A 22,219-nucleotide genomic window follows, 5' to 3' on the forward strand; every position below is an offset into this window, starting at 1 on the left:
GTTGAGGAGGGCCATGCAGGATCGCCGTCACCGCATCGTCCTCTCGCTCGCCGCCGCCGCGGCGGTCATCGCCGCCGGCGCGCCCGCCGCGCAGGCCAAGCCGCTCAACCCGACCGCCCGCGCCGCCGCCGTCACCGCGTGCCCGGCCGCCGCGTCCGCGCCGGGCGAGGCCTCGGTCGACACGCTCGAGGACACCGTCCTGTGCCTGCTCAACCGCGAGCGCACCTCGCGCGGGCTGGTCAAGCTGCGCTCCAACGGCAAGCTCGCGGGCGCGGCGGCGAAGTACTCCAAGCAGATGGTCGCGCAGGACTTCTTCGCGCACGTCTCGCCCGGCGGCTCGACGGTGACGACGCGCATCAAGGCGTCCGGCTACCTCAAGGGCGGCCGCTCGTACCGCTTCGGCGAGAACCTCGCGTGGGGCACCGGCGACCTCGGCTCTCCCGTCGAGATCGTCAACAGCTGGATGAACTCGCCGGGTCACCGCGCGAACATCCTCCAGGCCGCGTACCGCGAGATCGGCGTCGGCGTGGCGCTCGGCGCGCCCGGCCAGGACGACGGCGCGACCTACACCACCGAGTTCGGCGCGAAGGGCTAGGGGTAGGGTCCGCCGCATGGCGGAGATCCGGCCCCTCCACGCGATCCACTACGCGCCCGACGTCGACCTCGACGCGGTCGTCGCGCCTCCCTACGACGTCATCGACGCCGAGCAGCGCGCGGCGCTCCTCGCGCGCTCGGCGCACAACGTCGTCGAGATCGACCTCCCGCAGGACGAGCGCTACGACGACTCGGCGGCGACGTTCGCGCGGTGGCAGGACGAGGGCGTGCTCGTGCGCGACGACGCCCCGGCGATCTGGGCGATCACGCAGGAGTACACCGGGCCGGACGGGCAGCTCCGCACCCGCAGCGGCTTCTTCGCCGCGGTCCGCGTGACCGAGTACGGCCCGGGCCGCATCCGCCCGCACGAGCGCACGCACCCCGGCCCGAAGGAGGACCGGCTGCGCCTCACGCGCGCGACACGGGCGAACCTCTCCCCCATCTTCAGCCTCTACAGCGACCCGGCGGGCGCGGCGTGGGGCGCGCTCGCGCCGTTCACGGCCGAGGCGCCGTTCGGCACCACGCGGGACGCCGACGGCACGGTGAACCGCCTCTGGCGCGTGACCGATCCGGCGGCGCTCGACGCGGTCACCGCCGCCGTCGCGGACGCCGAGCTCCTGATCGCCGACGGCCACCACCGGTACGAGACCGCGCGCGTGTACGCGGAGGAAGCGGGGACCGAGGCGGCAGGCTGGGTGCTCATGTGCCTCGTCGCGCTCGAGGACCCGGGGCTGACGGTCTTCCCCACGCACCGCCTCGCGACCGGCCGGGGCCTGCCGCGCTATGAGGCGCTCGCCGAGGCCCTCCGGGCCGACTTCGAGGTCGAGGAGCTCCCCTCGACCGCCGACCTCGCGCCGCCGCCGGGCGACGGCCCGCTCCAGCTCGGCTACCTCGACGCGCACTTCAAGAAGCCGTTCCGCCTCACGCTCAAGGACCAGGCGCGCGCCGCACAGGTGCTCCCCGACGCCCCGCCGGCGCTGCAGCGGCTCGACACCGCGGTGCTGGAGGCGCTCCTCCTCAAGGGCCCGCTGGAGCTGACGGACGACGACATCTCGCACCTGCACGACTTCGGCTACGCCCGCGACGCGCGCCAGGCGGTGGAGCTCGTCGAGCGCGGGGCGTTCGACGTCGCCTTCCTCCTGCGGCCGACGCCGGTCGAGCAGGTCCGCGAGGTCGCGGCGACCGGCGTGTCGATGCCGCCGAAGTCGACCTACTTCTACCCCAAGGTCCCGACCGGACTGGTGTTCAACCCGTTGACCTGAGCGTCCCGGAAGCGGGCTACGATGGCCCTATGGGGCAGATGAAGGCAGTCGCACGGCGCACCGGGACCTACCGCCACATGGTCGACGTCCGGGGCCACCACCTCAGCGTCGACGAGCCGGCCGACCACGGCGGCGACGACTCCGCCCCCAGCCCGCAGGAGCTGCTCGCGGCGTCGCTCGCCTCGTGTACGGCGGTGACGATGGAGATGTACGCCCAGCGCAAGGGGTGGGATCTCGGGTACGTCGAGGTCGAGTGCTCCTACACCCCGGCCGAGCGCGGCTGCCCCACCCGCTTCGACCTCGTCCTGCGCCTGCCGGCCGATGCGTCCGACGAGCAGCTCGAGCGCCTGAAGGTGATCGCGGCCAAGTGCCCGGTCCACCGCACGCTCGACGGCGAGGTCATGTTCCACGAGCGTGTCGAGCGCACCCAGCTCAGCGCCGCGAGCTGAGCTGGCCGCGGCCCTGCGCCGCGTCCTCCTCGAGCCTGCCGCCGCGTCCGCGCTCGACGTCCACGGCCGCACCGACGCGGCCGTGCTCGTGCCTCTCTACGTCGACGAGGCCGGCGACGTGCACGCCGTCTTCACCAAGCGCCGCGACGACCTGCGCCGCCATCCCGGCGAGATCTCGTTCCCCGGCGGCCGTGAGGACCCGACCGACGTCGACCTCACCTTCACCGCGCTGCGCGAGGCGCACGAGGAGATCGGCCTGCCGCCCGACGCGGTCGAGGTCGTCGGCGCGCTCCAGCCGACCCCGACCATCGCGACCGGCTACGCCGTCTACCCCTTCGTCGGGCTGATCGAGCCGGGGCTGGAGTGGACGCTGTCGGCCGACGAGGTCCACTCGGTGCTGGAGCTCTCGCTCCCGGCGCTGCGCGCGGGCTACTCGCGGCGGCGGCTGATGCGGCGGGGCGTGCCGTTCCGCACCGACACGTACGTCGTGGGCGACGACCTCATCTGGGGCGCGACCGCGCGCATCCTCGGCGACCTGCTCGAGCGGCTGGACCACCCGGCCGCGGCCGCCGCCGGCTAGAACGCGCGGTTGAGGCGGCGGTTGCCCGCCAGCAGCGCGTCGACGTGCGCGCGGACGCTCGCCTGCCACGCCGGGTCGTTGCGCTGGACGACCCGGTGCGGGATCTCGTTGAACGTCGCGATGCGCTCCAGCGTCGCGCGCCCGCCCGCGTTGGGTGGGTGGGCCCGGTTCTCCTCGTAGACGACGCCGCGCACGGTCGTGTCGATCGTGCGCTCCAGCAGCATCTCCAGGCGCGAGCCGTGCAGGTCGGCGTCGGGCGACGAGCCGAGCAGGTGGAGCAGGAGCGTGACGTTGTCGAGCGCGTAGCGGAGCGTGCCGACGACGTTCGGGTCGCCGATCCAGCACTCGGCGCCGGCGGCCTCCAGCCGCTCACGGTTGGCCTCGTCGCGCGTGACGGCGCGGACCGCGTGGCCCTCCGCGGTGTACGCGCGCGCCAGCTCGACCGCGCGGGCGCTCGACCCGCCGAGCACGAGCAGCCGCATCTACGCGTTGCCCTCGCGCTGCTGGCGCTCCTCGCGCATCCGCCGGCGCGCCTCGCGCGCCTCCTCCAGCTGCCGGCGCTCCTCCGCGAGCTCGGCGTCCTCGCCGGTTCCGCGCAGGGCGGCGCGTAGCGCGTCGTCCTCCTCCAGCCGCGCGTGGACGTCGCGCTCGCTCAGGGCCGGGAGGCCGCGGGCGGTGCGCTTGGCGTTCGTCGCTTCGAGCATCTGCGTCACGTCGTCGATCTCGTTCTGGGCCTCGGTCTCGGGCGAACGGGTCGGGCGCCAGTCCAGCTGGTCGGCGCCGCTGCCGGGATAGAAGAGCCCGAGCAGCACGATGAGGACGAGGAGCGCGGCGAACACGCCGACCATCACCCACACGAACACCTCTCCGCCCATGTCGCGCAGAGACTACGGGCGCGAGCGGACCCCGGGGGCGCCGCCGGACCGTTGACAGGTGTGGCTCCTGGTCTGGCCGACGACGCCCCCGGCGTGTGCTGGGTGTGCGCGGCGCACGCTACGCGCACGCGCGCTGCGGGTCAGTGTCAGATCGGTCTCATCCCACCGCGAACCTCCCGTCCGGGCGGCGCCGACGCTCCGGATGTCGGCCAAACGACCTACAGGGTGCCGGCGGAGCCCAGGATCACCGTCGCCTGCGCGCTCAGCACCGCGCCGTTGCCGTGGCACAGCGCGACGTCGCGGCCGGCGCGGATCTGCCGCACCGCCTCGGTGAGGAGGAAGATCCCGTACATGCCCGGGTGGCAGTAGCTCAGGCCGCCGCCGTTGGTGTTGACCGGCAGCGTGCCGCCGGGGGCGGTGCGGCCGTCGGCGACGAACGGGCCGCCCTCGCCCTTCGGGCAGAAGCCGAGGTCCTCGAGGAAGAGGATCGGCGTGATCGTGAACGCGTCGTAGAGCTCGACGACCTCGACGTCCGCGGGCGTCAGGCGCGCCATCGCGTAGGCGCGCGCGCCGGAGTCCTTGGCCGCCGTGGTGGTGAGGTCGGGCATCTGGCTGATGTTGCGGTGCCAGTGCGCCTCGCCCGCCCCGAGGACGACCGCGGGCGGCCGGCGGAGCGTCTTGGCCCGCTCGGTCGAGGTGACGATGAGCGCGCCGCCGCCGTCGGTGACCAGGCACGCGTCGAGCTTCGTGAGCGGCTCGGAGATCATCCGCGCGTTCAGCACGTCGTCGACGGTGAGCGGCTCGCGCGCGAACGCCTTCGCGTTCTGCGGCTCGCGCGCCCACGCGCGGGCGGCGACGGCGACCTGCGCGAGCTGCTCCCGAGTGGTCCCGAACTCGTGCATGTGCCGGTGCGCGGCCAGCGCGAACTGGGAGATCGGGTAGCGCGGCGCGTAGTCCTGCTCGTACGGGAAGCTCTCCGCGATCGACTTCAGGCGCCCGCCGTCCTTGCGCTGCGTCGATCCGTAGACGACGAGCACGACCTCCGCGAGGCCCGCGTGGATCGCCGCCGCCGCGTGGTGGACGTGGGCGAGGAACGACGCGCCGCCGAGGTTGTTCGCGTCGCTCCACCGCGGACGGATGCCGAGGTGCTCGGCGACGTTGAGGCCCGGCATGCCGAAGTACGCCGACGCGGTCGCGAGCCCGTCGACGTCGGCGAGCGTGAGCCCGGCGTCGTCGAGCGCGTGCGCGGTCGCCTGCGCGATCAGGTCGAGCGGCGTCAGGTCGGTGCCGGTGGCGTCGAACGTGTCGGACTCGCCGATGCCGGCGATCGCCGCTACTCCGCGCACAGCCGCCCGCTCTCGATGCGCAGGGTCACGTTCGTGCCGATCGGGGGCGCCCCGGCGGCCATCACCCGGTAGCCTTCCTCCAGGTCGACCAGGCACAGCCCGTGCGCCCCCTCCCGCCCGTGCACGGTCGTCTGCGAGTACACGGTGCCGCGCCCGGCGCTCTGGTGCCACGTCAGGTTCCGCCCGCCGTCGACGGGGCAGAGGAGCCGCGGCGGGTGCACGGCGGCGCCGCAGTTGCCGCACCGCTGGTAGTGGAGAGGCGAGGGAGCGTCCATCGCGCGAGAGCCTAGGCGGGCCGCGCGTCGCGTAGCGTCCCGGCCATGGACTTCGCTCTGACCGACGAGCAGCAGCTCATCCGCGAGACGGCGCGGGCGTTCACCGACAAGGAGATCGTGCCGCGCGCGACCGAGAACGCGCGGGCGAAGCGGTTCGACACGGAGCTCGTGCGCAAGATCGCCGACCAGGGGTACCTCGGCGCGATCGTGCCGCGCCAGTACGGCGGGGCCGGGCTCGACTACGTGACGTACGGGCTCGTGGTCGAGGAGATCGGGCGCGGCGACTCGTCGATGCGGACGGTCGTGTCGGTGCAGACCTCGCTCGTGTGCAGCGCGATCCTCAAGTGGGGCACGGAGGAGCAGAAGCAGACCTACCTCCCCCGGCTGTGCAGCGGCGAGTGGCTCGGGTGCTTCGCGCTGACCGAGCCGGACACCGGCTCCGACGCGGCGAACCAGCGGACGCGCGCGCGGCGCGACGGCGACCGGTGGCTGATCTCCGGGGCGAAGATGTGGATCTCGATGGGCAACCACGCGAAGGTCGCGCTCGTCTTCGCGCAGACCGAACCGTCCAAGGGCCACCGCGGCCTGGCGGCGTTCCTCGTCGACACCGACCAGCCTGGGTTCCAGCCGTCGGAGATCCACGGGAAGATGGGCCTGCACGGCTCGGACACCGCGTCGATCGCGCTCGACGACGTCGAGGCGACCGAGGTGCTCGGGGAGGTGGGCGACGGCTTCAAGGTCGCGATGAGCGCGCTCGACTCCGGCCGGTACTCGGTCGCCGCCGGCTGCGTGGGCATCTGCCAGGGCTGCGTCGACGAGTCCGTCAGGTACGCGACCGAGCGCGAGCAGTTCGACCGTCCGATCGCGTCGTTCCAGCTCGTCCAGGCGATGCTCGCCGACATGCGCGTCAAGGCCGACGCGGCGCGGATGCTCGTCTGGCGCGCCGGGTGGCTGAAGGACGCCGGGCGCCCCAACACGACCGAGACGTCGATCGCGAAGCTGTACGCCACCGAGGCCGCCGTCGAGTGCGCGAACACGGCCATCCAGGTCCACGGCGGCGCGGGGTACGTCGACGACCACCCGGTCGAGCGGTGGTTCCGCGACGTGCGCGTGACGACGCTGTACGAGGGCACGTCGCAGATCCAGAAGCTCATCATCGGCCGGGCACTCACCGGCATCAACGCGCTGGTGCCCTCGTGACGCCGCCCGCCTCCTCCACCCCACGCGTGCTCGGCGTCGTCGGCGCGGGCACGATGGGCGCCGGCATCGCGCAGCTCGGCTGCCAGGCGGGCGCCGAGACGCGGCTCTTCGACCTGGACGCCGGCGCGCTCGCGCGGGCGCAGGAGGCGGTCGGCGCCGGCGTCGCCCGCGCCGCCGCGAAGGGCCGGGCCGACGAGGGCGCGGCGGAGCGGCTGCGGCCGGTCGCCGACCTGGCCGCGCTCGCCGGCTGCGATGTCGTGATCGAGGCGATCCCCGAGGACCTCGCGCTCAAGCAGCGCGTGCTGACGCAGGTCGCGGAGGTCGTCGGTCCCACGGCCGTCCTGGCGACGAACACCTCCTCGATCCCGGTGACGCAGGTCGCGGCCGGCGTGCCCGAGCCCGCGCGCGTGGTCGGGATGCACTTCTTCAACCCCGCCCCGGTGATGCGGCTGGTCGAGGTGATCGCGGGCGTCGAGTCGGCGCCCGAGGCGGTCGCCGCGGTGCGCGAGCTGGGCGAGGCGATGGGCAAGCGGGTCGTGCTCGCCTCCGACGGGCCGGGCTTCCTCGTCAACCGCTGCAACCGGCCGTTCGGGCTCGAGGCATTGCGGTGCCTCGCCGACGGCCTGGCGGACGTGCCGACGATCGACCGCATCGTGCGCCTCGGCGGCGGCTTCCGGATGGGGCCGTTCGAGCTGCAGGACCTCGTGGGGATCGACGTCGGCTTCGAGGTCTCGCGCTCGTTCCACGAGCTGTCGTTCGGCGAGCCGCGCTGGCGCCCGTCGCCGCTGATGGCGCGGATGGCCGCGAGCGGGCGCCACGGCCGCAAGAGCGGGCGCGGCTGGTACGCGTACGACCCCGGCCTCGTCACCCCCTCCACCCCGCTGCACCACAGCGCGGCCGGCGGGGGCCGCGGCGCGGTCGCGGATCCCGAGCCGGAGGGCGAGCCGCCGGAGGGCGACGGGCTCATCGTCGTCGCCGGCGGGAGCGCCCTGGCCGAGGAGCTGTTCTACGCCGCGGCCGAGGCCGGCTGGGACGTCGCGACGCCCGAGGAGGCCGGTGGCGACGTGCCCTTCCTCGCGCTCGACCTCGACCCGGAAGGCGAGGTGGAGGCGCCCATCCAGGGCGGGCCGCAGGCGCTGCTGTGCGCCGGCGCCTCGCTCGCGTCGCTCGAGGGCGACGGGCCCGCCATCGGCTTCCACGCGCTCCCGCCGCTCAGCGACACGCACCTCGTCGAGCTGACGCGCGGGCCCAGCTCCTCCCCCGCCGCGGCGGCCGCCGCGGAGCACTTCTTCGCGACGCTCGGCAAGGAGGTCGCGTGGGTCGCGGACGCGCCGGGCCTCGTGCTCGGCCGCATCGTCGCGCAGCTGGTGAACGAGGCCGCGTTCGCGCTCGGGGAGGGCGTCGGGAGCGCGGAGGACATCGACGCGGGCATGGCGCTCGGCCTCAACCACCCGCGCGGGCCGCTCGAGTGGGCCGACCACATCGGCCTCGACCACGTGACCGAGATCCTCGCCGGGCTGCGCGCGGAGACGGGCGAGGAGCGCTACCGCATGGCGCCCGCGCTGCGGCGCGCGCTCGCGCTCGGCCTCACGTTCTCCGGGGCCGCCACGTTGGACTGACGTGCCGAGACCTCCCTTCCAGCGCCTGCTCGACGAGCACGCGGCCGCCGTCCTGCGGTTCTGCGTCGCGTCGGTGGGCCCGACCGACGCCGACGACGTCTTCCAGGAGACCGTCGTCGCCGCCCTGCGCGCGTATCCGACGCTGCGGCACGCCGACAACCTCAAGGGCTGGCTGCTGACGATCGCGCACCACAAGGCGCTCGACCACCACCGCGCCAGGGCCCGCCACGCCGTCCCGGTGGCGGAGCCCGAGCCGGCCGCCGCGGTCGCCGGCGCGGGCGCGGGCATCACGTCCGGGGCCGCCCCGGCGCCCGCGCTCCCGCCCGACGACGCGCTGTGGCGGGCGGTCGACGAGCTGCCCCCCAAGCAGCGCGGCGCCGTGCTGCTGCGCTTCGTTGGCGACCTCTCGCACCGGGAGATCGCCGCCGCCATGGGGTCGACGGAGGCCGCCGCCCGGCGCTCGCTCTCCGACGGCCTCGCCAAGCTTCGACAGGACTGGGTGCCCGCATGACCGACCCGCTCGAGGCGGCCCTCGCCGCCACCCCCGCCCCGGCCACCGACGCGGTCGCCGACGCCATCCGCCGCGCGACCGCGCGCGCCCTCGACGAGGGCGCGGTGGACGTGACCTACACGCAGCTCGACTCCCCCCTCGGGACGCTCGTCGCCGCGCAGACGCCCGCCGGCCTCGTCCGGCTCGCCTACCAGGAGTTCAACGGCGGCCTCGACGTCGTGCTCGACGGCCTCGCCGGCCGCCTCTCGCCACGCATCGTCGAGGGCCCGGCCGCGCGGTTCGACCCGCTCCGCCGCCAGCTCGACGAGTACTTCGAGGGCAGCCGCCACGACTTCGAGGTGCCGCTGGACTGGTCGCTCAGCGGCGGCTTCACCCAGCGCATCCTCCAGGCGATCGCGGCGATCCCGTTCGGGGCCACCGCGACGTACCGCGACGTGGCCGAGCGGGCCGGCAACGCCAAGGCCGTCCGCGCCGCCGGCAACGCCTGCTCGGCCAACCCCATCCCGATCGTCGTCCCCTGCCACCGCGTGCTGCGCACCGGCGGCGCGCTCGGCGGCTACACCGGGGGCGTCGAGAAGAAGAAGCTGCTGCTGCGGCTGGAAGGCGTCCGCTGAAGTAGTGTCGCGCCGCACATGGCGCAGCAGCACTTGGACAGCCTCTCCGCGGTGGACGCCTCGTTCCTCCACCAGGAGGGGCAGAACACGCACATGCAGATCGGCGGCGTCGCCCTGCTCGAAGGGCCGGCGCCGCCGTACCGCGAGCTGGTGCGCCACATCCGCTCCCGGCTGCACCTGGTCCCCCGCTACCGGCAGAAGCTCGCCGCGCCGCCGCTCGGGCTCGGCCGCTGGCGGTGGATCGACGACCCGACGTTCAACCTCGACTACCACGTGCGTCACACCGGCCTTCCCGGCCCGGGCGGGACGAAGGAGCTGCTCACGCTCACGGCGCGCGTCTTCTCGCAGCGCCTGGACCGCACGAAGCCCCTGTGGGAGCTGTGGCTCGTCGACCGGCTGGAGGACGGGCGCTGGGCGCTCGTCTCCAAGACGCACCACGCGCTCGTCGACGGCATCTCGGGCGTCGACCTGATGACGATGCTGTTCGACCTCGGCCCCGAGCCGCGCGACGTCGGCGGCGACGTGTGGCACGCGCGGCCCGAGCCGTCCACCGCGCAGCTCACCGCCACGGCGCTGAACGGCGCCGCGCGGCGCCTGGCCGAGGTGCCGCTGCGCGCCGTCGCGGAGGCCGCCCGCCCGGCGACGGCGCTGGACCGGGCGCGCGCCGCGGCCGAGGGCGTCGGCGAGGTGGCGTGGGCGGCGCTCAACCCGCCGCCGGTGACGCCGCTGAACGTCCGCATCGGGCCGCACCGCCGGTACGCGGTGACGCCCGCCTCGCTGGAGGACTTCAAGGCCGTCAAGAACGCGTTCGGTGGGACGGTGAACGACGTCGTGCTGGCCGTCGTGGCCGGCGCACTGCGGGCGTGGCTGCATTCCCGGGGGACGAGAACCGAAGGGCTGGAGCTGCGCGCATGCGTGCCGGTCTCCGTCCGAGATCGTCACGAGACACCGACGCTCGGCAACAAGTTGGTGCAGATCCTGTGCCCTCTTCCCGTGCACATCCCGGATCCGGTGGACCGCCTGCGCTGGGTGTCAGAGCGGATGGAGGGGCTGAAGGAGTCCAAGCAGGCGCTCGGCGCGGAGGTCATCGCCGGCGCGCAGGACTTCGCGCCACCGACGATCCTGGCCCAGGCGTCGCGCATGAACTTCAGCGGGCGCTTCTACAACCTGCTCGTCACGAACGTCCCCGGCCCGCAGATCCCCGTCTACGCGCTGGGCCGGAGGCTCGAGGCGGTCTTCCCCGTGCCGTTCCTGGCCGGTGACCGCGCGCTGGCCGTCGCGGTGATGTCGTACGACGGCGGCATGAACTTCGGCCTGATCGCCGACTACGACGGGCTGCCCGACCTCGACGCGCTGACGGACGGGCTGCAGGCGTCGCTGGCGGAGCTCGTCGGGCTCGCCGGCGGCCCGCTCTCGCGCCGCCGCCCACACGCGACGCCGACGCAGAAGCGCGCCCGCGCCAAGCGCGCCGCCGCGCGGTCGACCTGACAGAGCCCTCGTCGTGGGTTGGGCGCCCGCCCGAACGACGAGTAGGCCGACGGGCCGGTAGTCGTCGTCCGGTCGCGTCAGGCGCAACCAGGGCCCGTCAGGCCCGTCAGAGCCAGGAGTCCTCGGCGGCGGCGCTGTCCTCGACGGCGGTCTCGCACGTCGGGCACCACCACCGCGCCTCCAGCGGCGTGCCGCAGGCGGCGTGGTGTGGCGCCTCGGCGCCCGAGCGGCGCGCGCCCCAGTCGGCGAGCAGCCGCAGCGCACCCGCCAGGCCGCGGGCCTCGTCGGTCAGCTCGTAGACGAACCGCGGCGGGCGCTCGGAGTACGGCGACGCGACGACCAGCGCGTGCGACTCCAGCTCGCGCAGGCGCTGCGTCAGGACGTTGGGCGCGATCTTGGGAACCGCCTCCTGCAGGTCCCCGAAGCGCAGCGGCCGGTCGAGGAGCGCCTCGATCACGAGCGGCGTCCAGCGGTCCCCCACGACGGCGAGGGCCGCACCCAGCGGCGAGTCGGTCGGCGCGTCGCGCCCGGGTCGGCGGCCCATGGCACGGAGAGTACGCTGTCGCGTGCAGTAGTTGCAGCTGCATGGAAGGCGGGTACACTGACTTGCAAGTTGCAAGTGACCCCCTTCGACCCCTCAGCGCTCGTGCAGTCCCTCGCCGCCTCCGTCGGCCCGGCCGTCGTCGGCCTGGGCAAGGGCTGGCACGCCGGCTCCGGCGTCGTCGTGGCGCCGGATCGGGTGCTGACGGTCGCGCACGCGGTGCCGGCCGACGCGAGGGTCGTCACCTTCCGCGACGGGCGTCGTTCCGAGGCCGAGGTGATCGCGATCGACCCCGACGGCGACCTCGCCGTGCTCCACGCCGACACGCAGGACGTCGCGCCTGTCGCGCTGGGCGACGCCGAGCACCCCGGCTTGGGCGCCCACGTCGTCGCGCTCGCCGACCCGGGCGGCCGCGGGCTGCGCGTGACGCTCGGCCTCACCGCCAGCGAGGCGCGCCGGCTGCGCGGCCCGCGCGGCGGCCGCATCGACGGCGCGATCGAGCACACCGCCCCACTCCCCCGCGGGTCGTCCGGCGGGCCGCTCGTCGACCGCGACGGCACGCTGCTCGGGCTCAACGCGATCCGCGCCGGCGGCGGGCTCGTGCTCGCGCTCCCCGCGCCCAAGGCGCACGTGGAGCAGCTCGCCGGCGGCCAGGCGCCCCGGCGCGCCAAGCTCGGCGTCGCGATCGCGCCCCCGCACATCGCCAAGCGCATGCGCCGCGCCGTCGGCCTGCCCGACCGCGACGGGCTCCTCGTGCGCGCCGTGCACGACGGCAGCCCCGCCGCCGAGGCCGGGATCGAGCGCGGAGATCTCCTGACAGCGATGAGCTCGACCCCGATCACCGGTCTAGACACCGTGCAGGACGCCCTCGACAGCCTGCCGATCCCCGGCTCCCTCACCCTCACGCTCGTGCGCGGCGTGGAGGAGCTCACGGTGACCGTGAGGTTCACGTGACAACCGCCACCAACAACCCTCAAGTTCCAACCCGCGCGGACGACGACCGGAGTACCCGTCACACTGATGGGACTGGGTCGCCAGTACGCACCGACCGGAGGTGAAACGACCATGACCACCACCGAACGCAGCCAGGCCTACGGGCGCGTCGTGACGACCCTGCGCGAGGTCGGCCCCACGAAGCTCCTGCCCGCCGAGCAGGAGACGATCCGTGAGGCCGCCGACACGCTGTTCTTCTCCGAGGACCTCGTGTCCGACGAGGCCGCCCGCGCGGCGGTCGAGCAGATCGAGGACCTCGGCCAGCACCTGGTCGACTCCGAGCGCTGGCTTCCCGAGCGCGCCAACGAGCTCGTCGCCGACGTCCTGGCCTGCGGGCCGATGACGTCCGTCGGCAGCTAGCCGGCTTCGCAGCCGACCTCGCGAGCGGGCGCCGTTCGCGAGGTCCGCCGCCCCTCGCTCACGAGCCAGACCCCGAGCGCGGCGAACCCGAGCCCCGCACCCACGGCGCACGTCCAGCCCCACCCGTAGGCGTCCTGGATCGTCGCGGCCGCGATCGAGCCGCACACCCCGCCCGCGAACGACGACGTCATGAACGCCGTCGTGATGCGGGAGCGCGCGTCCGCCCGCAGCGCGTAGATCGCGCTCTGGTTCGTGATCTGCACGCCGGTCAGCGCCAGGTCGAGCAGGACGATGCCGGCCAGCAGCGCGACGAGCGACGACGAGCCGAGCGCGTTCAGCCCCCAGGCCACCGGCAGCGCGACGAGCAGGACGGTCATCACGAGCCGGTCGTGCCCACGATCCGCGAGCCGCCCGGCCACCGGCGCGACGAGCACGCCGACGACGCCGACCAGGCCGAAGAGCCCGATGACGCCCTCGCTGTAGCCGTACGGCTCACCGTCGAGCAGGAACGCGATGGCGGTCCACAGCATCGAGAACGCGGCCATGTTGCAGGCGACGATCGCCATCCGCTGGCGCAGCACCGGCTCCTCGCGCACCAGCCCGACGATCGACCGCAGCAACGCGCCGTACGGCAGCGACGACGTGCGGGGAGCGACCGGCAGCGCCCGCCGGAGCACCAGCGCGAGCGCGACCAGCGCGACCGCCGCCACGGCGAACACCGCGCGCCAGCCGCCCACCTCGGCGACCGCCCCGCTCACCGTCCGCGCCAGCAGGATCCCGACGAGCAGCCCGCTCATCACGGTCCCCACGACCTGCCCGCGCTCGTGGTCGGCGGCGAGGTTCGACGCGAGCGCGACGACCACCTGCGCGACCACCGACAGCAGGCCGAGCGCGACGAGCGCGACGACGAGCACCGCGAACCCCGGCGCGGCCGCGCACGCCGCCGCGGCCACCGCCGAGCCGAGCAGCAGCCGCACGATGAGCCCGCGCCGCTCCACCAGGTCCCCCAGCGGCACGAGCAGCGCGAGCCCGACCACGTAGCCGACCTGCGCGCACGTGACGAGCAGCCCGGCGACCGCCTCCGACACGCCGAAGCCGCTCCCGACGAGGTTCAGGAGCGGCTGGACGTAGTAGATGTTCGCGACCGTCGCGCCCGCCGTGAGGGCGAGCAGCGCGACGGTCAGGCGCGAGAGCGCCGGAGCGTCACTCAGCGGAGGTGGTCCACTGCGCCTCGGCCAGGTCGCCCTCGGGCAGCCCGGCGGGCGTCGGGACCTCGGGCGTGTCGCGCAGGTACCACTCGGCGTCGAGGGCCGCGGCGCAGCCGGAGCCCGCGGCGGTGATCGCCTGGCGGTACGTGTGGTCGACGAGGTCGCCGGCGGCGAAGACGCCGGGCTTGTTCGTGCGGGTCGAGCGGCCCTGGACGATGACGTAGCCCTCGTCGTCGGTGTCGACGACGTCCTTGACGATCGCGCTCTGCGGCTCGTGCCCGATCGCGACGAAGGCGCCGTCCATCGGCAGCTCCTCGGTCTCGCCGGTCTCGACGTTCTTGATCGTCGCGTGCCCCAGCGAACCGGTCGCGGCCGGGTGGAACTCCTCCACCACGAACGGGGTCTTCCACTCGATGTTCTCGACCGCCTGCGCGCGCTCGAGCATGATCTTCGACGCGCGGAACTCGCTGCGGCGGTGCACGATCGTCACCTTGGACGCGAACTTCGCGAGGAAGATCGCCTCCTCCATCGCCGAGTCGCCGCCGCCGACGATGATCGTCGAGCGGTCCTTGAAGAACGCCGCGTCGCAGGTCGCGCAGTAGGAGACGCCGCGGCCGGAGAGCTCCTCCTCGCCGCGCACCTCGAGCTTCTTGTGCTCCGCGCCCATCGACAGGATCACGGTGCGCGCGCGGTAGACGTCGTCGCCGACCTGGACCTCGTGAATGCCGCCCGGCTCGTCGGCGAGCTTCACGCCGGACGCCTGGTCGGTGAGGAAGCGCGTGCCGAACCGCTCGGCCTGGTCGCGCATCGTCTGCATGAGCTGCGGGCCCATGATGCCGTCGCGGAAGCCCGGGTAGTTCTCGACCTCGGTCGTCTGCTGGAGCAGGCCGCCCCAGAAGAAGCCCTCGATAACGAGGGGCTCGAGGTTGGCGCGGGCCGTGTAGAGCGCGGCGGTGTACCCAGCCGGCCCCGACCCGATGATGATGACGTTCTCGATGCGCTCGCTGGTCACTTCATTTAGTGTAGTACGGGTGACTGGTCCTCGGCCGCTGCCTTCGCGGCCGGTTCGCGCCGCCACTTCCTGACGGTCTTGCGCAGCTGGAAGTACGCCACGGCGCCCGGGATCGTCGGCAGCCAGAACGCGAACCCGCGGTACGAGAGCACCGCGACCGTCGCGAGGCCGATGTCGACGCCGAACGCGGCGAACGCGCCGATCATCCCACCGTCGACGCCGCCCACGCCGCCCGGCAGCGGGAGCAGGTTCGCGATCATGCCCACGAAGTACCCCATGACGATCACCGCCCACCCCGGCGACTCGCCGAAGGCGTGGAAGCACGCCCACAGGACGCCGATGTTGAACGCCCAGTAGCCGATCGAGCCGAGCAGCGACGGGTTGCCCTCGCGCAGGTGCTCGATCGTCTCGCGCACGCCGACCCCGACGGTCGCCGGGACGGCCGCGAGCCGCTCCAGGATGCGCGCCACGCGCGGGCGCGCGTGATGTCGCGCGACCCAGCCGCGCATCCGGCGCTCGACGTCGTCGGGCACGAGCGCCAGCAGGAGGAAGATCGTGATCGCGACGAGGCCGAAGATCGCGGGCACGAGCGTGATGCCGATCGGCCCGGGCCCCGGCAGGATCCCGAAGTACAGGCCGAAGCCGCCGACGACCAGCGCGACCGCGTAGACGATGTACGTAAGCGAGAGGAAGACGATCGTCGTGTCGGCCACGCGCCGCGCGCTCATCCCCGAGCGCCGCAGCGCCCACGCCGTCAGCGCGATGCCGCCGGCGCCGCCCGCCGCGAAGACGCGCGTGGCGGCCAGCGAGGCCATCGTGATCTGGTAGCTCGCCTTGAGGTCGATGCGCGAGCCCGCGCGCACGTAGACGTACTGGAACAGCACGACGTAGCCGGCGAACGACAGGAGCGTGAAGACGAGCGCGACCGCGAACCACGCCGGATCGCCGTGCTCGATCCGCTCCCACGTGTCCTCCAGGCCCGCGATCTGCGGGAGGACGAAGTACAGGAACGCCAGCGTGGCGACGATGAAGAGGATGCCGAGGACGAGCACGCGGCGCGTGACGCGCAGTCGCGGCATCTCCTCGTCCAGCGCGATGTCCTCCTCGACGAGGTCGGGTTCCCGGTCTGTCGAGGCCACGCGCGCAATGCTAGTAACGGCTCAGGTCCGATTCCGGACACATGCGAGGAGCACGGCCTGCGGGAGCGTTCCCAGCGGCACCGGCTCCCCGTCGACGATCAGCGCTCCCCAACGGGAGATGTAGGCCTCGGCAACCGGGACGTGACCGACCCGTTCCACCTGCAGATCCAAGCCTTCCAGCCGACGACGGACGTAGTTCGGTTCGGTCGCGTCGAGCGGTTCGAACCCCGCCGGATCGACGACCAGGGCGTGGACGAGCGCCGTCGCGCCAGGCGTCGCGAGGAGCGTCGCGGGCACCGCGCCGTAGGGCGAGACGTGGTGGGAGTGCACGACCGCCCACCCGCGCAGCTCGGCCGCCAGCGCCGCGACCGGCATGCCGGGGAGCTTGGCCGCGAGCCGCTCGGGCGACGCGTTGGCCCCGTAGGCGAGGAGCGGCGGCCGCGCGAGCGGCGCGTCCGGAGCCACGAGCGCCTCCCCGCCGGCGAGGAAGAACGAGCCGGGCGCGCGGCCGAAGGGGTAGTCGAGCTCGCTCACCGCGCGCGCGACGCTGCGCGCGCCTCCTCGACGAGCGCCGCGATCAGCCGGCTGGTCTCGTCCGCCTCGGGGTGCCACTGGACGCCGAGCGCGAAGGGGCGCGACGGATGCTCGATCGCCTCGGGCAGGTCGTCGCCCTCCGACCACCCGGTGACGACGAACCCCTCGCCCACCGCGTCGACCGCCTGATGGTGGTGCGACTTGGTCGGGTGGAGCGTCTCCCCCGCGGCCCGCGCCGCGACCGAGCCCTCCTCCAGCCGCACGCGGTGGTCGCTGAAGACGCCGAGCGTCTCGCGATGCCCCTCGTGGCCCACGCGGTCGGGCACGTGCTGGACGAGCGTCCCGCCCGCCGCCACGTTCATCACCTGCATCCCGCGGCACACACCGAGCAGCGGGATCTCGCGCTCGAGCGCCCGGCGCGCGAGCGCCAGCTCGAACGTGTCGCGCAGCTCGTTCGGGACGTCGGTGCGCGGATGTGGCTCCGCCCCGTACGTCGCGGGCCCGACGTCGACCCCGCCGGCCAGCAGCAGCGCGTCGAGCGGGTCGAGCACGGGGTCCGGATCGTCGATCGCGGCGGGGTCCGGCGGCAGCAGCACCGCGATCCCGCCCGCGCGCTGGATCGCCCCGACGTAGCCCGCCGGGACCATCGCCGCACGGTCCTCCCACACCCCCCAACGGATGTCATCGAGGTACGTGCACACACCGACGACGGGCCGCTCCATGGAAGGATCGTGACATGTACGACGCCGTGAACCTCACGCGCCGCGACGGCGCGGCCTGGATCGAGCTCAACCGCCCGGACGCCCTGAACGCCTGGAACACCCAGCTCGGCGAGGACCTCAACAAGGCCGTCCTCGAGGTCGCCGCCGACGACGAGGTCCGCGCCGTCGTCATCACCGGCTCCGGGCGCGCCTTCTCCAGCGGCGCCGACCTGAAAGCGGGCTTCGAGCCCACGCCTGCCGGGCACCCCGACGTGCACACCCGGCTGACCCAGGTCTACCACCCCATCATCACGACCATCCGCCGCATGCCCAAGCCGGTCATCGCCGGCGTCAACGGCCCCGCCGTCGGGATCGGGTGCTCGCTCGCGCTCGCGTGCGACCTCATCCTCGCCGCCGAGTCGAGCTACCTGCTGCTCGCGTTCGTGAACATCGGGCTGGTGCCGGACGGCGGCTCGTCGCTGTTCGTCCCGGCACGCGCCGGCTTCACGCGCGCGGCCGAGATGGCGCTGATGGGCGAGAAGGTCCCCGCCGCGAAGGCGTACGAGTGGAACCTGGTCAACAAGGTCGTCGCCGACGACGCGTTCCAGGGCGAGCTCGAGGCGCTCGCGACGCGCTTCGCCACCGGCCCGACCAAGTCGTTCGCCGGCACCAAGCGCCAGCTCAACCGCTGGCTCTACCAGGGCATGGACGACCAGCTCGCGTTGGAAGCGGACATCCAGCAGGAGATGGCCGCGTCGGGCGATTTCATGGAGGGCGTCATGGCGTTCGTCGAGAAGCGAGGCCCCCGATTCACCGGTCGCTAGTCCGACGTGGCGGCGTGTCCGACCGCGCCGCGTCTATCATCCCGCCCGCTTTGCGATCCGTTCGACTTCTCCTGCCTGCGCTGACCCTCGGCGCCCTGGGCACGCTCACGCTCACGCCGGTCGCGTCGGCCGACTTCTGGTCTCCTGAGTCCGGAGGATCACCGAACGCCGACTCCATCGACACCCTCTACTGGCTCCTCTTCGCGCTCAGCGTGATCGTCTTCGTGGCGGTCGAGGGCGCCCTGATCTACTCGCTGGTCAAGTTCCGCGCGCGCAAGGGCGCGGTGCCGGCCCAGATCCGCGGCAACACGCGGCTGGAGATCGGGTGGACCGTCGGGGCCGCGGTGATCCTCGTGGTCATCGCGATCGTCACGTTCATCCAGCTCGGCGACATCCGCAACGCGGAGGCCACCGACGACGCCAACGGGCTCCAGCTCGCGGCGCAGCAGGACCTGCCGGACAACAGCGCCTTCCCCGAGAACGGCAAGACGCTGCGCATCTCCGTGACGGGCCTGCAGTACCTGTGGCGCTACCAGTACCCCGACGACACGCCGGACAGCAACGCGGACAACGCGTTCGACTACGAGGAGCTCGTGGTGCCCACGGACACGACGGTCACCCTCGAGATCCGCGCGCAGGACGTCGCGCACTCCTGGTGGATCCCCAAGCTCGGCGGCAAGTTCGACGCCATCCCGGGCCACACGAACTACACGTGGTTCAAGATCCCGGGCAGCAAGGCAGGCAGCACCTTCCGCGGTCAGTGCGCCGAGCTGTGCGGCCGCAACCACGCGAACATGGTCGCCCGCGTCACCGCCGTCACCCCGGACGAGTACGAGGCGTACATCGAGCGCCGCAAGGCCGAGATCAAGGCCGGCAACGAGGAAGCCGCGCGTCAGCGCGAGCAGATCGAGAACGCGCAGTAGGCGTTCGCTGAAAGTCTCTGAGAGCTAGAACCTTCATGGCCGCAACCACCGCCGCCCAGACCGGACTCGCGCCGGTCCCGCAGATCACCGCCCACCGCGTCGAACGCGAGCCCGTCGGCTGGCGTTCGTGGGTCCTCACCACGGACCACAAGCGGATCGGGATCATGTACCTGGTCACGACGTTCGTCTTCTTCATCCTGGGCGGCGTCGAGGCTCTGCTGATCCGCCTGCAGCTGGGCACGCCGAACAACACGCTCCTCACGCCGGAGACGTACAACCAGCTGTTCACGATGCACGGGACGACGATGGTCTTCCTGTTCGTCGTGCCGATCATGGCCGGCTTCGGCAACTACTTCATCCCGCTGATGATCGGCGCCCGGGACATGGCGTTCCCGAAGCTGAACGCCCTCTCCTACTGGCTGCTGCTCTCGGGCGGCGTCGTCTTCTACGCGTCCATGTTCTGGACGCCGCCGGAGGCGGGCTGGACGATGTACCCGCCGCTGTCGAACGAGGCGTTCTCGATCTCGGCCGGCACCGACGCGTGGATCTTCCTCATCCACCTCACGGGCCTCTCGTCGCTCGTGGGCGCGGTGAACTTCTACTGCACGCTCGCGAACATGCGGGCGCCGGGCATGGGCTGGGGCCGTCTGCCGCTCTTCGGCTGGACGATCCTCATCTACGCCGTCCTGCTGATCCTCGCGCTCCCGGTCATCGCGGCCGGCGTGACGATGCTCCTGACCGACCGGCACTTCGGGACGCACTTCTTCGACGCGGCCAACGGCGGCGACCCGCTGCTGTACCAGCACCTGTTCTGGTTCTTCGGCCACCCCGAGGTCTACATCATGATCCTGCCGGGCTTCGGGATCATCTCCGAGGTCCTCCCCGTGTTCGCCCGCAAGCCGATCTTCGGCTACAAGGCGGTCGCGGCGGCGACGGCGGTCATCGCGTTCCTGTCGCTGATCGTGTGGGCCCACCACATGTTCACGACGCCGAGCCCGGCCGTCGTGCTCGTCTTCTTCATGCTGAGCTCGTTCCTGATCGGCATCCCGACGGGCATCAAGATGTTCAACTGGATCGCGACGCTCTGGCAGGGCACGATCGAGTTCAAGACGCCGCTGCTGTTCGCGGTCGGCTTCCTCTCGGTCTTCCTCATGGGCGGCATCACGGGCATCACGCTCGCGACGTTCCCGATCGACTGGCAGCTGCACGACACGTACTTCGTCGTCGCGCACTTCCACTACACGCTGGTCGGCGGCGCGATCTTCTCGATCTTCGCGGGCATCTACTACTGGTTCCCGAAGATGACCGGCCGCCGGATGCACGAGGGCCTCGGCATCTGGTCGTTCGTGATCATGTTCATCGGGTTCAACCTGACGTTCGCGATCCAGCACGCCATCGGCCTCGAGGGCATGCCGCGACGGATCTACGAGTACCCGGACATGAACGGCCTCGGGTGGATGAACCTCGTCTCGACGATCGGCTCGTTCACCTTCGGCTTCGGCATCCTGCTCACGATCATCAACATCGTCCGCTCGCTCAAGACGGGCGCGATCGCGGGGCCGGACCCGTGGAAGGGCAACACGCTGGAGTGGTTCACCACCTCCCCGCCGCCGGTCAACAACTTCGACTCCGTGCCGCGCATCCGCTCGGTCGAGCCGATGAAGGACATCCGCCGGCAGGTCGAGCGCCAGACGCGTCCGGTGTCCGAGCGTGAGGAAGTCGCGCCCGGTCACGCCGGGGCCGGCGGCTAGACACCGACGGTAGGGTCCCTTCGATGCCGGCCACGACGTCCGTAGCCGCCGCACGCCCCGGCGTGCGGCAGGTCGTCAGCGACTACCTGGAGCTGTGCAAGTTCAAGGTCCAGTCGCTGCTCCTGCTCACGACGATCACGACGATGTACGTCGCGGGCGACCCGTCGGTCGGCCTCGTCCTCATCACGCTGCTGGGCGGCTCTTTGTCCGCCAGCGGCGCGGGAGCGGTCAACCACTGGTACGACCGCGACATCGACATCCAGATGCCGCGCACGGCCGATCGCCCGGTGGCCAGCGGCCGCGTCGCGCCGACGCACGCGCTGATCTTCGGCTGCGTGCTCGCGGCGCTGGCCGTCGTGGTGCTGTGGGTGGGTGCGAACCCCCTCGCGGCGGCGCTGTCGTTCAGCGGCTTCCTCGGCTACGTCTTCGTCTACACGATCTGGCTCAAGCGCCGGACGCCGCAGAACATCGTGATCGGCGGCGCCGCCGGCGCCGTGCCCCCGCTCGTGGCCTGGGCCGCGACGACGGGCTCGCTCAACGGCACCGCGCTCTACCTGTTCGCGATCGTCTTCTTCTGGACGCCGCCCCACTTCTGGGCGCTGTCGCTGCTGATGAAGGACGAGTACGCGCGCGTCGGGGTGCCGATGCTCCCCGTGGTGCGCGGCGAGGGCGAGACGCGCAAGCAGATCCTGCTCTACAGCGTCCTGCTGTACGCCGTCACGCAGCTGCTCTTCAGCACGCACGCGTTCGGCGCCATCTACCTCGCCGGCTCGCTGGTCCTCAACGCGATCTTCATCGCGATGGCGGTGCAGCTCCTGCGCATGGCGGACCGCAAGCACGCGCTGCGCCTCTACCTGTTCTCGCTCCTCTACCTGGCGCTGCTCTTCGGGACCATGGTCCTGGACGCGCGGCTGTAGCGATCGCAGTACGATCCCCCAACTCCGCTTATGGACCGAAAGCTCGCACGTAAGAACCTCCGCACGGCGCTGATCTCAACCGCGGTCATCCTCTTCATGTTCGGGATGTCGTGGGTCGCCGCCTGGCTCTACAACATGTGATGACCCAGACGACCGAACGCCCCGTCCCGCCGCCCGGCGAGGAGATCCACCTCCCGCCCGGAAGCGCGCAGCCGCTGCTGCTGACCATCGGCATCACCGTCGCGCTGCTCGGCATCACGATCAGCCCGATCCTCCTCGTCGCCGGCATCGTCCTAACGGTCTGGGTCCTCTTCGTGTGGATCCGCGACGCCGTCCGCGAGTACCAGCACCTCCCCCTCGAGCACCACGTCGTCGAGCCCGTCGACCGGGTTCCGTGGGAGGAGCCGGAAGACACCGGGCACTGAGCGGGTCTTCCGGCGCCTGACGCGACGGGACGACGCCTATCGGCCTACTGGCGCTCGGCCCGCCGCGCCAGCCATCCG

The 22,219-nt window shown here is 72.6% G+C and carries 26 protein-coding genes; 16 read left to right on the top strand and 10 right to left on the bottom strand.

Annotation, left to right across the window (positions count from 1 at the left end; genetic code table 11):
- Positions 1–13 precede the first annotated feature (13 nt).
- Genes AC1UE5_RS06045 through AC1UE5_RS06060 form a run of 4 tightly spaced genes read left to right on the top strand, consistent with a single transcriptional unit; the run spans position 14 to position 2,885 of the window.
- Positions 14–595, top strand: coding sequence for a CAP domain-containing protein (locus tag AC1UE5_RS06045; RefSeq protein ID WP_482921178.1), 582 nt, complete (start codon positions 14–16; stop codon positions 593–595).
- A 16-nt stretch (positions 596–611) separates the two neighbouring features.
- Positions 612–1,856, top strand: coding sequence for a DUF1015 domain-containing protein (locus tag AC1UE5_RS06050; RefSeq protein WP_482921179.1), 1,245 nt, complete (start codon positions 612–614; stop codon positions 1,854–1,856).
- A 29-nt stretch (positions 1,857–1,885) separates the two neighbouring features.
- Positions 1,886–2,305, top strand: coding sequence for an OsmC family protein (locus AC1UE5_RS06055; protein ID WP_482921180.1), 420 nt, complete (start codon positions 1,886–1,888; stop codon positions 2,303–2,305).
- The gene (locus tag AC1UE5_RS06060) at positions 2,271–2,885 is read left to right on the top strand and encodes an NUDIX hydrolase (RefSeq protein ID WP_482921181.1); all 615 of its coding nucleotides are present in this window, start codon (positions 2,271–2,273) and stop codon (positions 2,883–2,885) included. The genes AC1UE5_RS06055 and AC1UE5_RS06060 overlap by 35 nt, the downstream gene beginning before the upstream one ends.
- Here AC1UE5_RS06060 and AC1UE5_RS06065 read toward each other — a convergent pair.
- The 4 genes from AC1UE5_RS06065 to AC1UE5_RS06080 form a co-directional block, all read right to left on the bottom strand.
- Positions 2,882–3,367, bottom strand: coding sequence for an SDR family oxidoreductase (locus AC1UE5_RS06065; RefSeq protein WP_482921182.1), 486 nt, complete (start codon positions 3,365–3,367; stop codon positions 2,882–2,884). The two genes, AC1UE5_RS06060 and AC1UE5_RS06065, sit on opposite strands and share 4 nt — an antisense overlap.
- A complete protein-coding gene (locus AC1UE5_RS06070; RefSeq protein WP_482921183.1) occupies positions 3,368–3,760 on the bottom strand; it encodes a hypothetical protein in 393 nt (130 codons plus the stop codon).
- Positions 3,761–3,978: 218 nt separating this feature from the next.
- A complete protein-coding gene (locus AC1UE5_RS06075) occupies positions 3,979–5,106 on the bottom strand; it encodes an acetyl-CoA acetyltransferase (protein WP_482921184.1) in 1,128 nt (375 codons plus the stop codon).
- Positions 5,094–5,381, bottom strand: coding sequence for a Zn-ribbon domain-containing OB-fold protein (locus tag AC1UE5_RS06080; protein ID WP_482921185.1), 288 nt, complete (start codon positions 5,379–5,381; stop codon positions 5,094–5,096). Before AC1UE5_RS06080 ends, AC1UE5_RS06075 begins: the two co-directional genes overlap by 13 nt.
- A gap of 45 nt (positions 5,382–5,426) precedes the next feature.
- On the opposite strand from AC1UE5_RS06080, the gene AC1UE5_RS06085 reads away from it, so the two are divergent.
- Genes AC1UE5_RS06085 through AC1UE5_RS06105 form a run of 5 tightly spaced genes read left to right on the top strand, consistent with a single transcriptional unit; the run spans position 5,427 to position 10,813 of the window.
- The gene (locus tag AC1UE5_RS06085) at positions 5,427–6,581 is read left to right on the top strand and encodes an acyl-CoA dehydrogenase family protein (RefSeq protein ID WP_482921186.1); all 1,155 of its coding nucleotides are present in this window, start codon (positions 5,427–5,429) and stop codon (positions 6,579–6,581) included.
- Positions 6,578–8,200 carry a 3-hydroxyacyl-CoA dehydrogenase NAD-binding domain-containing protein gene (locus tag AC1UE5_RS06090; protein ID WP_482921187.1) on the top strand — a complete coding sequence of 541 codons (1,623 nt, stop codon included), beginning with the start codon at positions 6,578–6,580 and terminating at the stop codon, positions 8,198–8,200. Before AC1UE5_RS06085 ends, AC1UE5_RS06090 begins: the two co-directional genes overlap by 4 nt.
- Position 8,201: 1 nt before the next feature.
- Complete coding sequence (locus tag AC1UE5_RS06095) at positions 8,202–8,711, top strand: RNA polymerase sigma factor (RefSeq protein WP_482921188.1); 510 nt, start codon at positions 8,202–8,204, stop codon at positions 8,709–8,711.
- Entirely contained in the window at positions 8,708–9,325 is a 618-nt protein-coding gene (locus tag AC1UE5_RS06100) for a methylated-DNA--[protein]-cysteine S-methyltransferase (protein ID WP_482921189.1), read from the top strand. Before AC1UE5_RS06095 ends, AC1UE5_RS06100 begins: the two co-directional genes overlap by 4 nt.
- A gap of 18 nt (positions 9,326–9,343) precedes the next feature.
- Positions 9,344–10,813 carry a WS/DGAT/MGAT family O-acyltransferase gene (locus AC1UE5_RS06105; RefSeq protein ID WP_482921190.1) on the top strand — a complete coding sequence of 490 codons (1,470 nt, stop codon included), beginning with the start codon at positions 9,344–9,346 and terminating at the stop codon, positions 10,811–10,813.
- Between the two features lie 106 nt (positions 10,814–10,919).
- On the opposite strand, the gene AC1UE5_RS06110 is transcribed toward AC1UE5_RS06105, so the two are convergent.
- Positions 10,920–11,357 carry a winged helix-turn-helix transcriptional regulator gene (locus AC1UE5_RS06110; RefSeq protein ID WP_482921191.1) on the bottom strand — a complete coding sequence of 146 codons (438 nt, stop codon included), beginning with the start codon at positions 11,355–11,357 and terminating at the stop codon, positions 10,920–10,922.
- Positions 11,358–11,432: 75 nt separating this feature from the next.
- Here AC1UE5_RS06110 and AC1UE5_RS06115 point away from each other — a divergent pair, with 75 nt between their 5' ends.
- Together AC1UE5_RS06115 and AC1UE5_RS06120 are read left to right on the top strand one after the other, a co-directional pair.
- Complete coding sequence (locus AC1UE5_RS06115) at positions 11,433–12,308, top strand: S1C family serine protease (protein ID WP_482921500.1); 876 nt, start codon at positions 11,433–11,435, stop codon at positions 12,306–12,308.
- Between the two features lie 111 nt (positions 12,309–12,419).
- Entirely contained in the window at positions 12,420–12,707 is a 288-nt protein-coding gene (locus AC1UE5_RS06120; RefSeq protein WP_482921192.1) for a hypothetical protein, read from the top strand.
- Here AC1UE5_RS06120 and AC1UE5_RS06125 read toward each other — a convergent pair.
- The 5 genes from AC1UE5_RS06125 to AC1UE5_RS06145 are packed head-to-tail and all read right to left on the bottom strand — an operon-like array spanning position 12,704 to position 17,322.
- Positions 12,704–13,918 carry an MFS transporter gene (locus AC1UE5_RS06125; protein WP_482921502.1) on the bottom strand — a complete coding sequence of 405 codons (1,215 nt, stop codon included), beginning with the start codon at positions 13,916–13,918 and terminating at the stop codon, positions 12,704–12,706. The two genes, AC1UE5_RS06120 and AC1UE5_RS06125, sit on opposite strands and share 4 nt — an antisense overlap.
- Positions 13,911–14,927: a thioredoxin-disulfide reductase gene (gene trxB, locus AC1UE5_RS06130; RefSeq protein WP_482921193.1), complete on the bottom strand. Its 1,017-nt coding sequence runs from the start codon at positions 14,925–14,927 to the stop codon at positions 13,911–13,913. Before trxB ends, AC1UE5_RS06125 begins: the two co-directional genes overlap by 8 nt.
- 5 nt (positions 14,928–14,932) lie before the next feature.
- Positions 14,933–16,066, bottom strand: coding sequence for a lysylphosphatidylglycerol synthase transmembrane domain-containing protein (locus AC1UE5_RS06135; protein WP_482921194.1), 1,134 nt, complete (start codon positions 16,064–16,066; stop codon positions 14,933–14,935).
- 21 nt (positions 16,067–16,087) lie between these two features.
- Positions 16,088–16,600 (bottom strand): hypothetical protein, encoded by a 513-nt coding sequence (locus tag AC1UE5_RS06140; RefSeq protein ID WP_482921195.1) that lies wholly within the window; start codon positions 16,598–16,600, stop codon positions 16,088–16,090.
- The gene (locus AC1UE5_RS06145) at positions 16,597–17,322 is read right to left on the bottom strand and encodes a gamma-glutamyl-gamma-aminobutyrate hydrolase family protein (RefSeq protein WP_482921196.1); all 726 of its coding nucleotides are present in this window, start codon (positions 17,320–17,322) and stop codon (positions 16,597–16,599) included. The genes AC1UE5_RS06140 and AC1UE5_RS06145 overlap by 4 nt, the downstream gene beginning before the upstream one ends.
- 14 nt (positions 17,323–17,336) lie before the next feature.
- On the opposite strand from AC1UE5_RS06145, the gene AC1UE5_RS06150 reads away from it, so the two are divergent.
- From AC1UE5_RS06150 to AC1UE5_RS06170, 5 genes are all read left to right on the top strand, one after another.
- Positions 17,337–18,125 carry an enoyl-CoA hydratase/isomerase family protein gene (locus AC1UE5_RS06150; protein ID WP_482921197.1) on the top strand — a complete coding sequence of 263 codons (789 nt, stop codon included), beginning with the start codon at positions 17,337–17,339 and terminating at the stop codon, positions 18,123–18,125.
- A 50-nt stretch (positions 18,126–18,175) separates the two neighbouring features.
- Positions 18,176–19,048: a cytochrome c oxidase subunit II gene (coxB, locus tag AC1UE5_RS06155; RefSeq protein WP_482921198.1), complete on the top strand. Its 873-nt coding sequence runs from the start codon at positions 18,176–18,178 to the stop codon at positions 19,046–19,048.
- A 35-nt stretch (positions 19,049–19,083) separates the two neighbouring features.
- Entirely contained in the window at positions 19,084–20,799 is a 1,716-nt protein-coding gene (ctaD, locus tag AC1UE5_RS06160) for a cytochrome c oxidase subunit I (RefSeq protein ID WP_482921199.1), read from the top strand.
- Between the two features lie 23 nt (positions 20,800–20,822).
- Positions 20,823–21,716, top strand: coding sequence for a heme o synthase (locus AC1UE5_RS06165; protein WP_482921200.1), 894 nt, complete (start codon positions 20,823–20,825; stop codon positions 21,714–21,716).
- Between the two features lie 140 nt (positions 21,717–21,856).
- On the top strand, positions 21,857–22,141 hold the full coding sequence (locus AC1UE5_RS06170) for a hypothetical protein (protein WP_482921201.1): 285 nt from the start codon (positions 21,857–21,859) through the stop codon (positions 22,139–22,141).
- Positions 22,142–22,219: the final 78 nt, after the last annotated feature.

This window comes from Parviterribacter multiflagellatus, assembly GCF_056863265.1.

Coding starts and splice junctions, on each gene's coding strand:
- AC1UE5_RS06045 (WP_482921178.1), top strand. CDS start 14: ATGCAGGATCGCCGTCACCGCATCGTCCTCTCGCTCGCCGCCGCCGCG.
- AC1UE5_RS06050 (WP_482921179.1), top strand. CDS start 612: ATGGCGGAGATCCGGCCCCTCCACGCGATCCACTACGCGCCCGACGTC.
- AC1UE5_RS06055 (WP_482921180.1), top strand. CDS start 1,886: ATGGGGCAGATGAAGGCAGTCGCACGGCGCACCGGGACCTACCGCCAC.
- AC1UE5_RS06065 (WP_482921182.1), bottom strand. CDS start 3,367: ATGCGGCTGCTCGTGCTCGGCGGGTCGAGCGCCCGCGCGGTCGAGCTG.
- AC1UE5_RS06070 (WP_482921183.1), bottom strand. CDS start 3,760: ATGGGCGGAGAGGTGTTCGTGTGGGTGATGGTCGGCGTGTTCGCCGCG.
- AC1UE5_RS06080 (WP_482921185.1), bottom strand. CDS start 5,381: ATGGACGCTCCCTCGCCTCTCCACTACCAGCGGTGCGGCAACTGCGGC.
- AC1UE5_RS06085 (WP_482921186.1), top strand. CDS start 5,427: ATGGACTTCGCTCTGACCGACGAGCAGCAGCTCATCCGCGAGACGGCG.
- AC1UE5_RS06100 (WP_482921189.1), top strand. CDS start 8,708: ATGACCGACCCGCTCGAGGCGGCCCTCGCCGCCACCCCCGCCCCGGCC.
- AC1UE5_RS06105 (WP_482921190.1), top strand. CDS start 9,344: ATGGCGCAGCAGCACTTGGACAGCCTCTCCGCGGTGGACGCCTCGTTC.
- AC1UE5_RS06110 (WP_482921191.1), bottom strand. CDS start 11,357: ATGGGCCGCCGACCCGGGCGCGACGCGCCGACCGACTCGCCGCTGGGT.
- AC1UE5_RS06120 (WP_482921192.1), top strand. CDS start 12,420: ATGACCACCACCGAACGCAGCCAGGCCTACGGGCGCGTCGTGACGACC.
- AC1UE5_RS06145 (WP_482921196.1), bottom strand. CDS start 17,322: ATGGAGCGGCCCGTCGTCGGTGTGTGCACGTACCTCGATGACATCCGT.
- AC1UE5_RS06150 (WP_482921197.1), top strand. CDS start 17,337: ATGTACGACGCCGTGAACCTCACGCGCCGCGACGGCGCGGCCTGGATC.
- ctaD (WP_482921199.1), top strand. CDS start 19,084: ATGGCCGCAACCACCGCCGCCCAGACCGGACTCGCGCCGGTCCCGCAG.
- AC1UE5_RS06165 (WP_482921200.1), top strand. CDS start 20,823: ATGCCGGCCACGACGTCCGTAGCCGCCGCACGCCCCGGCGTGCGGCAG.
- AC1UE5_RS06170 (WP_482921201.1), top strand. CDS start 21,857: ATGACCCAGACGACCGAACGCCCCGTCCCGCCGCCCGGCGAGGAGATC.